This is a genomic window from Paenibacillus sp. ACRSA (assembly GCF_022346845.1).
Classification (GTDB): domain Bacteria; phylum Bacillota; class Bacilli; order Paenibacillales; family Paenibacillaceae; genus Paenibacillus.
Genome location: NZ_JAKRNP010000002.1, coordinates 327,151 through 340,727, shown reverse-complemented (window position 1 = coordinate 340,727; position 13,577 = coordinate 327,151). Strand labels below are relative to the sequence as shown.

Annotated in this window: 9 protein-coding genes; 7 read left to right on the top strand and 2 right to left on the bottom strand. The window is 42.7% G+C overall.

Translation table 11 applies throughout. The features are described from left to right. Positions 1 to 109: 109 nt before the first annotated feature. The 7 genes from MH215_RS06360 (at position 110) to MH215_RS06330 (ending at position 10,492) form a co-directional block, all read left to right on the top strand. Complete coding sequence (locus MH215_RS06360) at positions 110 to 1,321, top strand: MFS transporter (RefSeq protein WP_239289204.1); 1,212 nt, start codon at positions 110 to 112, stop codon at positions 1,319 to 1,321. A 96-nt stretch (positions 1,322 to 1,417) separates the two neighbouring features. Beyond that, positions 1,418 to 3,658, top strand: coding sequence for a helix-turn-helix domain-containing protein (locus MH215_RS06355; RefSeq protein ID WP_239289203.1), 2,241 nt, complete (start codon positions 1,418 to 1,420; stop codon positions 3,656 to 3,658). A gap of 466 nt (positions 3,659 to 4,124) precedes the next feature. Continuing rightward, on the top strand, positions 4,125 to 5,726 hold the full coding sequence (locus MH215_RS06350; RefSeq protein WP_239289202.1) for an extracellular solute-binding protein: 1,602 nt from the start codon (positions 4,125 to 4,127) through the stop codon (positions 5,724 to 5,726). 117 nt (positions 5,727 to 5,843) lie between these two features. Then, the gene (locus MH215_RS06345) at positions 5,844 to 6,746 is read left to right on the top strand and encodes an ABC transporter permease (RefSeq protein ID WP_239289201.1); all 903 of its coding nucleotides are present in this window, start codon (positions 5,844 to 5,846) and stop codon (positions 6,744 to 6,746) included. Positions 6,747 to 6,822: 76 nt separating this feature from the next. Further along, entirely contained in the window at positions 6,823 to 7,695 is an 873-nt protein-coding gene (locus tag MH215_RS06340; RefSeq protein ID WP_056692320.1) for a carbohydrate ABC transporter permease, read from the top strand. 25 nt (positions 7,696 to 7,720) lie between these two features. Then, positions 7,721 to 9,406, top strand: a complete 1,686-nt coding sequence (locus MH215_RS06335; RefSeq protein ID WP_239289865.1) for a hypothetical protein — start codon at positions 7,721 to 7,723, stop codon at positions 9,404 to 9,406. A 120-nt stretch (positions 9,407 to 9,526) separates the two neighbouring features. Further along, positions 9,527 to 10,492 (top strand): sugar phosphate isomerase/epimerase family protein, encoded by a 966-nt coding sequence (locus MH215_RS06330; protein WP_239289200.1) that lies wholly within the window; start codon positions 9,527 to 9,529, stop codon positions 10,490 to 10,492. Positions 10,493 to 10,609: 117 nt separating this feature from the next. On the opposite strand, the gene MH215_RS06325 is transcribed toward MH215_RS06330, so the two are convergent. Together MH215_RS06325 and MH215_RS06320 are read right to left on the bottom strand one after the other, a co-directional pair. Further along, positions 10,610 to 11,245, bottom strand: a complete 636-nt coding sequence (locus tag MH215_RS06325; protein WP_239289199.1) for a response regulator transcription factor — start codon at positions 11,243 to 11,245, stop codon at positions 10,610 to 10,612. After that, positions 11,238 to 13,574 carry a sensor histidine kinase gene (locus MH215_RS06320; RefSeq protein ID WP_239289864.1) on the bottom strand — a complete coding sequence of 779 codons (2,337 nt, stop codon included), beginning with the start codon at positions 13,572 to 13,574 and terminating at the stop codon, positions 11,238 to 11,240. The genes MH215_RS06325 and MH215_RS06320 overlap by 8 nt, the downstream gene beginning before the upstream one ends. Positions 13,575 to 13,577: the final 3 nt, after the last annotated feature.

Below are 13,577 nucleotides of genomic sequence, written 5' to 3'. Positions count from 1 at the left end.
GGAATGTTATTCTGTCATCGGAGTGGTCAGATAAACGTTCTTAGGTTGAACTTATATACAACTTATATAGAAAGAGATGCCATTACAGGATTAAAGGATGGAGATCCGGATGAGAAGACATATGAAGGCATACAGAGAGATAGAAAAAGCCGATTCCAACGAAGCAAAGCATGTATTAATGAAATTGCAGGGTCTATATTTGTTTATGGGTCTTGCTGGAGGGATATTCAATCCCTATATTAATCCGATTTTGGTTGCACAAGGCTTCTCTAGTAAAGAGACCGGATTTATTATGGCGTTCGGCACACTTATATCCATAATCCTTCAACCAATATGGGGGATTATGGTAGATAAGTTTAGAAAAACTCGCTTTGTATTAGTACTAAGTTTGCTAGTTCCTGCATTGTTAGCGTACTTCTACAATATTGAAGTGTACATTATATTAATATTGATTTATACTTTATGCACTATATTTCAAGTGACTCAGATCCCTGTTGCTGACTCTTATGCAGTTACCGCAGCTAAGGCAGCCAATACTTCCTATGGTATGATTCGATTGTTTGGAAGTTTAGGAACAGGGCTTGGAGGATTTGCAGCCGGGATATATCTCTCCCAATTCTCCATTCATATGTTATGGCTGCCCTTTCTAGTATTTAATGTGCTAAGCGCCATTCTGGCCAGCACACTTCCCCGGCAAACCAGTATTTCTTCTTCCTCGGTGACTTTCTCCGTAGGATTAGCAAGATTGTTGCGTAACCGAACATTCCTTCTATTTTTAATCGGCTGTTTCCTAGTAAATCAAACGCTAACGGCGTTTAACTCCTTTTTTGTGATTTCATTTCAAATGGCAGGTGGATCTGTTGCTATGACAGGCACAGCACTGCTCCTAGCCTCTATAACGAATGTGCCATCAATGCTCGTTGCTGCATTTATTCTCCGAAAATGGGGACATGAACGAACCATGTTATTGGCTGCAGGCGCGTATATGCTTCGTTGGGGAATACAATGGCTCTGGCCAACACCCGAAGTAATGATCGGGATTCAAGTATTACATGGGCTATCTTTTGGGTTCTTTTATATTGCAGCCGTTGAATATGTAGCTTCCGTTACAGGACGGGAAATGCAAGCGACAGGTCAAAGCCTATTTAATATGGTATTTGCAGGACTTGGTGGCATTGTAGGCAACATGTTAAATGGTTATTTATTAGATTCAGGTGGGCCTTCACTTATGTATTTGGCTTGTACAATCAGCGCTGCGCTGGGAGCATTTATTTTGTTTTTCGTTAGCAGACAGGCCAGGACTCAACAATCGTTGAACTGATGTAGAGGAAGAGAGCTCAACAATGGAGCCAAACCAGCGGTCAGAAGCATGTTCTAATTTTGTGATTACAGCATGAAGTGGAAGGAGAGGATGCTTTTGAAAATACATTTGAAGCGGAATTGGTATTCTAAATTGTTATATTCGTATTTTCCTATTTTTTTGCTGACAATCTCCGTCTTAATTTTTCTCTCCTTCCTGATCGTTAATGAACTCTCACGCAACGAAACCAAAAAAGCTGATCTGATCTCAACACGTTATATTGTGGATACATTGGAACGCCAACTGGGGGATATCGAACTTCGTTTACTTGAAGACATCGGCTCTAATAAGCTATATAGTCGCTTTCTAGAAGCGGGTCAAGGGCAACAATCAACACAATTTATTTACGATGCTGCAAGTGGACTAGCCCAAATGACGGATCAACAGGATATGATCCAATCCATTTACCTGTATCGCACGTCTGATTCTCAGATTTTGACCTCAAGAGGTTTGGTTCGTGTGGAGGACTTCGAAGATCGTGCATATATCGAGCAATCGTTGAACAGTCGCCAAAATCTAAATTGGAATCTGCCCCGAGAGTATAAAGAACGTTCATTTGATACGCCAACCCAGGTCATTAGCATGAATAAGTGGTTACCTCTGCCGTGGGGTGGTGAAGGTTTACTCGTTATTTCAGTGAAAATGTATGCGGTAGAGCGTCAGATTGAAGCTATGACGAATGAACAATTATCTTTTATTCAGATAAAAGATCCCAGTGACCATATCATTTATAAGACACATGCAACAGATGGCTCTGTCGGTGAAGTTCTGAATCGGGTGTCTGCTGACAATATTGGCTTGGTCTTTGAGAGTGGTATTCAATCCGGCCAATTGTATGCTTGGGTATCCTTAATCTCTTATGTGTGGATTGGCATCGGAGTGCTTACTATCGTTGGCGCTATCGCTGGGATTATCTATATTACTCGCCGGAATTATAAACCCATTCAGTTGATGATGAACCGAATTCAGGCGTTGCAACCACGTGCAGAAGAGGATGAAGCAACACCTTCGGTTAAGGATGAATTGGCTCTCATTGATCGGGCGTTGGAACATCTTATCGCGCAGACGGTGGATTATGAGAAGCAGCACCATGAAAACCTGCTTATTCACCGTAGGCAGCTACTCGTCGATCTGATGGAAGGCGAACGAATGGATTCATTTCGCCAAAGACTGCGTCACCTGGGGCCACTTGATGAACGTTTCATGGAACCTGCAAGCGTTGCTGTATTGATTGCTGAGATGAATAGTGAGGGTCTGTCATCGAATCAGAGTATATTGAAACTCGCCATCATGAATGTCGTGGAGGAGCTTGTACACAACGAGCCCAATTTAGGTGCATGGGCCGAATGGTTTGGCAATCGTAGACTTGTTGTGGTCATCACCTCGGATGAAAAGGAAGGGTTAGACCGCGAGATGCTAATGGAGCAGGCGAAACAGCTACATATGTGGATTGCGGAACATTTCCGCATTCGATTTACGTTCGGGATTGGACGCACTGTTGCGGGATGGGAGCAGATTACGCAATCGTATACGAGTGCGGACGCAGGCTTACAGCATCGACTGACCTTGGGGAAAGATGCCATCGTGTTAAGTGAGCAATTACCAGATCGTACGGAGCTGCACTCCTACAAGTATTTGCAAATGCTGGCTGACATTGTTCGGGAATTTAGGTTAACCGGTGATGGCTGGCGGGCAAAACTAGACGAAATGTTTATTGCCTTTAATGAGGATCAGATCAAGGATAATGAGATTCGTATGATGCTTCAGGCTCTAATACAGATGTTATCGCGTGAATTTGGTGACTGGTCTGAACGATTACAGGGTCAGTTTAATGAGGAAGTTCTAAACACGCTGCGCAGCGAGATTCAGCAGGCAGATACGTTAGTTCATATCCGAGAGATTTTATTAGGCTGGCTGAAAGAGCTCTATCGGAACTATGTATCTGTTCATGAGACGAAGAGCCATAGAGCGATGATTAATGAGCTGCGAACCTATATTGAAGAACATTTTGATGATCCTGATCTGTCTCTTAAACATCTTAGTGATCGTTTTCAAATATCTGGCAAGTATGCAAGTTATCTGTTCAAAGAAGAATTTGATATGAAATTTGTTGATTTTCTAATGAAGTTGAGAGTTGAAAAGGCATGCCGACTGCTGACCTCGTCCGATACAACCGTTCAAGATATTGCTCAGCAGGTGGGATACGCAAACGCCATTTCGTTCGGGAGAGTTTTCAAACGGATTACAGGGGTTACTCCTGGCGATTACCGCAAGCAACAGGGTAAACACGAAAGCTAAGTTCTTTCCAGGCTATGTTGATAATCGTTCACGAGGGCAGATATGAGATTAAACTTAATATAAACCAAGATGTACTTACAATGTACATCTTGGACAATGGAGACCACGGTAAATGTGGTCTTTTTGTATGGAGATAAATCCATTTAGGCTAAACCAAATAGGAAAAGATAAACATTGTAAGTCTTAAAATATTACATATTAATAACGTTATAAGTTAATTTTATGAACATACATATTACATATATATCGAGAAAATTGTATAGTTACAGGATTTCAGTTTAGTATCACTATAAAAACACCATTTGGAAGCGTTTGCTTACATTTGAAAATAGTTTATTGTGCTTTCCATAGTTTCGATGTAATAATTAGTGACATTCACAGGTGCTACAAATGGGGAGTGGACATCCGAGTTGGCATGTCATTCCTGTGAATCTAATCAGAGTGTGTGCGAAAGGGGAAAGGTCAGATGAAGTTATTACAAAAACGTTGGGGTAAAAAGTCTAGTTCGGTTCTTGCAGTGGTAACAGCCTTCACTCTATTATTATCCGCGTGTTCGTCAGGGAGTGAATCCGCATCGTCAACAGGAGGAACAGGCGCGGGGGATAAAACAACATTAAAAGTAGAAATATTTGACCGGGGTAACACACCAGCGGGTTACACCATCTCAGATAGTTATCTAACCCGATTCATTCAAGAGAAGTTCGGCACACCGAATAATATTGATGTTCAATTCGTTCCGGTTCCACGCTCTGAAGAAGTACAGAAGCTTAATGTTCTGATGGCGAGTGGCTCAGAAGTTCCTGATATTGTATTCACGTATGATTCGGGGACGTTTAATCGTTACGCTCAACAAGGCGGGCTAACAGAGCTTACCGAACTGATTGATCAGCATGGTACAAATCTGAAGAAGTTACTTGGAGATGAAACGCTGGCTTACGGTCAATATGATGGTCAGCAGTTCGCAGTTCCAGGCAAACGTCTAGTGTTGGGTAAATATGCTTCTTATGTCCGTCAGGACTGGTTAGATAAGTTGGGCTTGTCTGCTCCGCAAACGGCAGAAGAATTGCATGCAACGTTGAAGGCATTCAAAGAAAAAGATCCAGGCAATATGGGGTCGAGCCTGATTCCATTCGGGATGTCCATTGCCTCTGCGCAATATGAGCCATTACTTTGGTCTTTCATCGAACCATTGACCGAAGAGCAGAAGTACACTTTAACGCAACAACTCGGTTCTAATGATTATCCAACACTGTTACCTGGTTTCAAAGAAGGACTTCAATATATGAATACACTCTATAACGAAGGATTAATGAGCAAAGACTTTGGGCTCGACAAAGACAAGAAGAAGCTATGGGAAGATGTATCGAACGGTAAGGTTGGTTTTTACTCTGAAGATGCAGGGGAGATCTATATCTCTGGCACCTACAAAAACCTGCAAACGAATCAGTCTGATGCTGTAATGACACCGATCGACGCATTCCAAAACTCAGAAGGTAAGTTTGCTAAACCAGCATACGCACCCAATGCGATGTATGTCATGATCCCAAAATCAAGCCAGAACGCAGAAAATGCAATGAAATATCTGGATTGGATGGCTTCGGGCAACAATCTGTTCGATCTGCAATTCGGTGTTGAAAATGAAAACTATGAGCTTGTAGACGGTGTACCGTTGATCAAAGACGACGCTTCACCAGAAATCTCTGGTCGTATCTACAATGCAGGTGACATCGCCATTATCGTTAACGGGAAGTACGTTGGAGACGATAAGAAAAATGAAGAAGCCTATGTTGTTCAGGTGGAGTCGAAGTATCGTGATGATATGCGTAAATCAGTAGCAATCTCGAACATCGATACGATCCAGCCCGTGCGTTTCCCTAAACCTATTGAAGCTGAAGCTAAGTATGGCAATGGACTAAGAGATAAATTCCAGGAGTTTATCGTAAAAACAACCATTGCTAAGCCGGCGGATTTTGAAGCGACATATGAGAATATGATGAAGGATTATATGGCAAGTGGTGGTCAGGCTATTCTGGACGAGCGTACAGCAGCCTACAACGAGATGAAATAATTCGAACATATTACGACTGAGATATAGATGAAGAATGATAGAGACACGAATCCGGAGAGCAGTGATCCCACAAGATACTGACTTTCCGGAACATGTCTGACATGGGGGGAAGAGTTGATGAAGAACGGTACGTATCTCCGTAGAAACTGGCAATTGTATGCCTTGCTCCTGCTGCCCATGATTTACTTCATTATTTTTAAATACGGGCCAATGTATGGCGTGCAGATCGCTTTTAAAGACTTTAACTTCTTTCAGGGTATTGCTGGTAGTGAATGGATTGGACTAGAAGCATTTCGAGAAGTGTTCCAAAATCAGGATTTCTTCGATGCTCTCCGCAATACCATCATGCTGAACTTTCTAGATCTTATTGTTTCATTCCCGGCACCATTAATATTGGCGATTCTACTCTTCGAACTGAAGAAGGCTTGGTTCAAAAAGATGGCTCAAACGTTGCTGTACATCCCACACTTTATCTCATGGGTTATTATCGGAGGGATCGTACTTCAGGTATTCGGCACACAATCCGGGTTCATTAACAACGCACTGATAAGCTTCGGCTTGGATCCGCTGCCGTTCCTGAGTGACAAAAACTACTGGCTCTTCACGTACCTGGCTGTTGGGGTGTGGCAAAGTGCAGGCTGGGGAACCATTCTCTATCTAGCGTCCTTAACGGGAATTAATCGGGAACTGTTTGAAGCAGCGGAAGTGGATGGTGCAAGTCGTTTGCGCCGAATCTGGCATATCTCGCTCCCTGGTATCAAAACAACAATTGTTACCTTGCTCATTATCAATGTCGGTAACATGATCTCTATCGGTTTTGATCGTCCCTTCATTATTGGTAATGTTGCTGTACGAGAATATTCGGATGTGCTCAGCACATTTGTATACCGTATTGGACTCCAGTCCGGTCAGGTTACTCTTGCGACTGCTGTAGGTTTGTTCCAAGCAATTGTGGGACTTGTCTTCATCTTAGGAGCTAACTATGCATCGAAGAAACTAACGGATGAGAGCATTATGTAATTGGTGGAACAGTTGAAAGATCTAATTGATTTTTATAGTTCATTTACTTATAGCTGAAGAGTAAGGGGTGGCAGGCATGTCTGAGAACACAGCCAATCGGATTTTTAACACGGTGAACGTTATTCTTATTATCATTGCGATGGTACTGTGTCTTGCGCCATTCATTCACATTATTGCTATCTCACTTAGTTCGAACCGGGCGATCGGTTCAGGGGAGGTTTCATTTTTTCCAAAAGAGTTATCATTTGAAGCTTACGCCAAAGTATTTGCCGATACGTCGATGATTCGTTCACTTCTATACACGGTATGGTTAACGGTATTAACCACAGTGCTCAGTATGGTGATGACGATTGCAGCGGCATACCCGCTTGCTAAGAGCAGTCTCAAAGGACGGAAATGGTTCATGCTTGTTATCGTCGTTACGATGTTTTTTAGTGGTGGGATTATTCCAGAGTACATTCTGATCAAAAACCTTCACTTACTGGATAGCACTTGGGGACTTGTTCTCCCGGGTCTGATTAGTCCATTTTATATGATCATCTTGATTACGTTCTTCAAAGGCATTCCGGAAAGTCTGGAGGAGGCTGCCCAGATTGATGGAAGTACACATTTTGGCACACTATTACGAATCATTCTACCTCTGTCCTTGCCGGTCATGGCAACGTTAAGTCTATTCTATGCTGTGGGACGCTGGAACGGTTTCCAAGATGCGCTGATGTATATTACCAAACCTGATCTATTTCCATTGCAATTAAAAATGTATCAGATGATCCAGCAAAACCAAATCACTGAATTGATGCAGAACGAAGGTATAGGTTCTGTTAAAGTTCTTCCAGAAAGTCTGAAAGCAGCTAGCGTTATCTTCTCCACATTACCGATTCTGCTCGTCTACCCGTGGCTGCAAAGGTATTTTATTAGTGGGGTCATGGTTGGTGCTGTAAAAGGCTAAATTTTGAGGGGGATGCGCATTGAAGATGACTGAACAAGTGTTAGAGCATATGACCAAAGCGCAGCAACATCTTGTGAATCAATCGATGGCTTACATGGATGGTCTTTATGTTGATGATGCCAGACTAATTCAAAGTTACGAAAATACGGAAGAGCTGGACACACGGGGGAGTGCCCACTATGCACTCGGGCTCCTTCTTCGTAACGGCGAAGGGGATGCGCATCGTGCGGAACAAGTGATTCAAAAGGTGCTTGCTATGCAATATGAAGCTCCAGATGAAATATATCATGGGACATTTCGAACTCGTCCAGATGTGAGTGATCCACCGAGAGGTAACTACAATTGGAAAGAGTTTGCGCCAGGAACTGCTTATTTTTTGGAGCGTACGTTCGAAAAGGTGTCAGCCAAGTTTATTGATGCATTATGGAACGAGGAATCAATACTGAACGAATCTACTGAGCGAAAACAAGTGAAGAAAATGTTCCAATCCGCGATGGACCAGGTTTTACCTCCTGTATGGACGAGTTATGATCCCAACTGGCGCGAATTTATTGCCTGTGCTTTTGCAGTGATTCTAGCTGAATTCTCTCACCGATTACCACAGCAGTTAGTAGAGCAGATGGAGTATGCGATGAAACTGGCTGTCGCGGCTTCAATGGATCGCTTGAAGTCGGATGTCATTCCGATGAATACGAATATTGAACTCATGCATATTTTTATCACTCATTTCTACGGACATCGGTTCAAGCATGGAGATTGGATCGCCCATTCGGATGAACAGGCTGAGCGTATGTTGAAAGAATTCATGGTCTATGACAGCTTCGCTGAATTCAATTCGACCACCTATTACGGAGTGGATCTCACGGTACTCGGGATATGGAGAACATATGGAAGTACTGCACAGTTTATTGAAATTGGTCGTATGGTCGAAGCGGGGCTTTGGAACAACATTGCGCTGTTCTACAATGCTAATTTGGAAAATTTGTCCGGTCCCTTCGCCCGGGCTTATGATATGGAGATGACTGCACACAGTTCGGTGGGCATGTTCATCTATCTCCTATTAGGTGAAACGTATGTACGCTTGGCTGATGTTAATTGTGAAGTAGAGCATGGGCCTTTAATTGCATTAGTCGGGGGAGAAGCGCCATTAGAGGTGATCCCTTTTTTGAAGGAACATCAAGGAGATCGACTCGTGCAGAAGCAGTTCATTGAATTATGTGAGCGCGATGAACCTGCGTCGAATCGTAATCTGTGTACTGCTAAAGCGTGGGTTGGTGAGAAGCGAATGATTGGAGCGATGTCGGGTAGTCGTAACACCAATGGACAGATGTTTCCCGCTACAATCCATTGGCAATCGGATCAGGGTGACCTATATGATCTACGATTAACGCGCCGGGAGGTCGGGGAGAGCTGGAATACACATCTCCGGGGGATCACATTTGAAGCTGATCTGACGGAAGATTCATTAACGATCGAGGTTCGTTTAGAGACAGTGAATGAGATTGAAGTTTATTTTGAGATCAGAGGCTCATTCATAGAAAAGGATAACATTCAAGATCATCAGTGGCGCTTACCGGGGTTAATATGTGCAGTGACGGCTGAAGCGCCTGCTCCATCGGTACTTAATTATCCTCAATATACCGAAATCATCTATCGATATGTACCCGGAGTAAGTTCCAATACGATGCGATTTAAGTTGAATTTTCAATAACGAAGTATCGTAACGTGATCAACGTTCAATTAAACGTTACCTAGTTGAACATGTACTGATGAAGAATAAATATAGCGCAGTCGTACTAATGACCGAATCACATCGATTGGAGGACATGACATGAATATCGACAAACAGGAATATTCCTTTTCGACGTGCTGGAATATTAAACGTCATACGACAGGATCAAGCATGATCCAGGAGATCAAGTCGTTAGGATTTAGACGAGTGGAATTAAACTATAATGTTACGGCTGATATGCTGCGGACGATTGAACCTATGATTGAGCGGGGAGAGATTGGCATCTCCAGTGTACACAATACGTTTCCTCATCTGGCTGATCCGGATTATGGCACAGATTCTGTACTGCTTGGTTTCGATGATGAAGCTCGCCGGAAGCGAGCTATCGAATTATTGCTCCGTTCAGCTGAGTATGCACACCGCTATGGCGCACAGGCTGTCGTGGTTCATCCAGGGGAAGTTCCATTTGAATATAATGTGGATGAAGAACTCAAAAAAATCTATCATGACCAGGGGAAAGACTCTCCGGCATATCAAGCTTTATGGCAGGAAATGCTGGAAAAACGGGAAGCGGATAGTGCGCATTATTTGAAACGAATTGAAGAAAGTCTGGAAGAGGTATGTGAAATTTCTGAGCAGCGTGGATATGGAGTGAATTATGGAATTGAGACCCGATCACGCTGTTATCAGATGCCTACTTTACAGGAAGCAGCAACCCTGATCGATAATCTGAAGGGTGCCCCCCTTGGACTCTGGTACGATATTGGTCATGGCATGATGATGGATCGCATGGGACTGTATGATAATGTACGTGAAGCTAATGCATTGATCCATAACATCGTTGGGGTGCATATCCATGAAACGGTTGGTCTGTCAGATCACTGGTGTCCATATGTACATAGTAACGATATGACATTCTTTGATTCATTTCTGGATATCATTGAACATTCCCCGGTAAAAGTATATGAGCTCAAATCCGCTTGCACACCGGAAGATATTGACGCAAGTCATGAGTTAATCACGAATCGTATTACACAGCGCCAAGCAGCGCGATTCACTGAATAAGAACATTCTAATAAAGCATATGAGTGTCCAAAATAAATAGAGCGGTCAGAACCTTCCTTTTGTTGGACTTTTGGAAGTTCTGCCGCTCTATTGATGTTACAGTTACAATCGCTGTGCTTAATTTTTGGGTGGGAGAATGATATCTCCGAGAATTCCGGCCTGATAGCCTTTCACTACCGCTCCTATTCTTGATTTGACTCCAAACTTCTGCGTAATGGAAGTGATATGATACTCCACTGTACGCGGGCTGATATTCAAATCTTGTGCAATTTCCTTGTTAGTCATCTCCATTGCAATGCGATTAAGAACCTCACGCTCTGTTGGTGTGAGGGATTCTTCCAAATTAGCAGAAAGCATTTTCTCAGGTACAAGCACATGACCCAACATGCTCTGATGGATGGCATTTATAATTTGACCGTATGTTGCTTGCTTTGATAGATAGGAATGAACGCCTAGATCATAAGCCTTTAATTGAAATTCGTGGTAGTTGTATCCTGAGAGTAGTATGATTTTGACGGATAAGCCGTACTGCTCCTTCAACCTTTTTGTTACTTCAAATCCGTCAAGCTGAGGCATGCGAATGTCCATCACAACCACGTCCGGTTCTAACTTCTCTATTTCAGATAAGAAAAGCACAGGATCATTAAATGTTTTTAGCACCTGTATGCCGGGTTCTCGATTTAGGCGATTATTGAGACCTTCCATGACAAGAGGGTGATCATCAAGTAGTACGACAGTTATAGGTTCACTCATTGTTATGTAGCTCCTTTGCTCGTAAAGGCAGACCAATGTTTATCGAAGTTCCTTTACCAGGGGAAGAATTTATAGTGATTTCTCCAGAGAGATGCTGGATATTGCTGTGTATAGAAATTAAACCAAAGTGGCCTGATGTAGCTTTTGAAAAATCAAATGTGGAATGAACATCGAAACCTAAGCCATCATCCTTGACTTGGCATATCAAATGATTATCCCTAATGTACACTTGAATGGAGCAGCGCGAAGCCTGGGAATGCTTCATCACATTAATAATGAGTTCACGTATGGTTCGAAATACAGTGGATTTCAGAGGTTCCTGCTCCACTTCAGCAGAAAGAGTGCCACAGCTCAGTTCCAAAATGATGTCACTCTTTACTTGAAGTGTGCGAACAAGCCATTGCAGAGACTCCTGAAGCTCACTACGATCTATGATATGAGGGTACAGATCATCACATAACTGGCGAATATCTTTCTGGGAAGTATATAGGCAATCTAGCCAAACGGCGGTCTGTTCCGTATTTGTCTCACCTGTATCATGGAATTCTTCCAAATCACGTGACAGAAATATTAGGTTTTGAAGTAGTTGGTCATGGAGAAAATATGAGGTCTTTATTCGTTCAGCCTGCTGGGCTTCCATTAAAATATCATTCAACTCACGATGACGACGTATCTGATGTTCATGGAGCGCGGTTTGACTCACACGATGTTCATAACGCTTCTGCAGATCGGAGAGAAGCCTGCTGTTCACGAGCATTCGAATTGCTTCGAGTCTACCTTGATCAATGATATCCTGTTCTTCTGCCGAAAAAAGAGTATGATTTCTTTTGTGACCAATCCCCAAATATCCAGCTACCTCTGCTCCTGGTTCCCCTGACAATTCCCAAACCTGGGCAAGTCCATATTGTTGTAGTAAACCCTCAGCATTCAAAGTGTCGTTGTTTATATCTCCAATGGTAGCGTATGTACCTGTACCTTCTTGAGAGAATCTATTATTATCATCTGCCCAAATAATAGCTACACCTTCAATATCCAACATTTTGTGAAACATCTCGGCAAATAGGCGAAACATATCTCGCATGCTCTGCTGCTCGGCCATACGAACGGTTAACCGTAGTTGTTGACGTTCGAGCCATTCTTTATTGAGTTTATTCTTCCTACGGGAGTAGGTTTGGCTATACTGGTAAACCCAAGTGATTAGGAGAAATAAGACAAAGAGCATGCCAATTTGAATTAATTTATCTAGCTTTGAAGCAATCACGAGTAATGCAAATACGCTTAAAGCATACATCACATGGATGATTAGACGTGGCATCACCAGCTTGAAGTCAAGCATACTTCTCTGTACAAGTACGTACGTGAACATCCATGATAAAGGAATGAACCCGATTAATGTATATTCAACAGGTAACAGCGGATCACCTTGCAGCAGAGTCGGAACAGCAAAACCAAAGATGAAGGGTATCAGACTAACGATTATACCTGTCGACATAAGCAACAGCTGATTCTGCTCCTTGCGACTATAGTTTTTGCGATTAAACCATGTAATCCCGATCACAATCAGAAGCGTCATACAAAAAATGAAATTAAGTAGGTTTGTAGGGCCAGACTGTGCAATGGATGTCTTAAGAATGGTCATCCCATGATTCAGCTGAATTTCGGACAATAGCCAACGTTTAATATATAGGAAAACTAAGCCAGCGCTGTACGCAATAGCAACGCATTTGCTAATGAACAACAGTAACCGGAAGCGATGTTGTTGGGTGCGGAATGCAAATGATAAATAGAAAGCGATCAGCCAATAAGGTAACCATGCTGCACAAAAAGCCAAGATATAATTAGATAAGGACAGTTGAGAGGTATAGATGGTGAGTATACATATCGCCATAGACAGGTTCAGAAGATAGAAGAGACGCATCACTCGTGAACCAGGCTGGCTAAACAATGCATAACTTCCAGTAAACAAAAGCAGCAGCTCCATGGTAGATGAGAACAAAATGTTGAACAGTTCTCTAATGCCGGGCTTCATGGAGTATTGAACGGTCTGACCGAGAGGATTCTCTACATGGATCGCAGAGGCATCACTAACAGTATAGATGTCATCCTGATTCAGCAATTTGGTTATTCCTTGTGGTTCAATAGAGACAACTATCTCACCTGATCTGATCCCTGATGAAGAAGCTACACCTTCCGGGTCTACCTCGTGTACCACCCATTGATTAGTGTGAGAAAGTTTCAGAGATAGTCCTATATACGGATGAAGATAAGAAGAGATATGGAGATAAGTGGCTGTCAGCACAAAACACAATATTGTTGCAAACCATAACATGCT

Bases quoted from the DNA above. Each gene is read 5' to 3' on its own strand.
- MH215_RS06360 (WP_239289204.1), top strand. From the start codon at position 110: ATGAGAAGACATATGAAGGCATACAGAGAGATAGAAAAAGCCGATTCC.
- MH215_RS06350 (WP_239289202.1), top strand. From the start codon at position 4,125: ATGAAGTTATTACAAAAACGTTGGGGTAAAAAGTCTAGTTCGGTTCTT.
- MH215_RS06345 (WP_239289201.1), top strand. From the start codon at position 5,844: ATGAAGAACGGTACGTATCTCCGTAGAAACTGGCAATTGTATGCCTTG.
- MH215_RS06340 (WP_056692320.1), top strand. From the start codon at position 6,823: ATGTCTGAGAACACAGCCAATCGGATTTTTAACACGGTGAACGTTATT.
- MH215_RS06335 (WP_239289865.1), top strand. From the start codon at position 7,721: ATGACTGAACAAGTGTTAGAGCATATGACCAAAGCGCAGCAACATCTT.
- MH215_RS06330 (WP_239289200.1), top strand. From the start codon at position 9,527: ATGAATATCGACAAACAGGAATATTCCTTTTCGACGTGCTGGAATATT.
- MH215_RS06325 (WP_239289199.1), bottom strand. From the start codon at position 11,245: ATGAGTGAACCTATAACTGTCGTACTACTTGATGATCACCCTCTTGTC.
- MH215_RS06320 (WP_239289864.1), bottom strand. From the start codon at position 13,574: ATGTTATGGTTTGCAACAATATTGTGTTTTGTGCTGACAGCCACTTAT.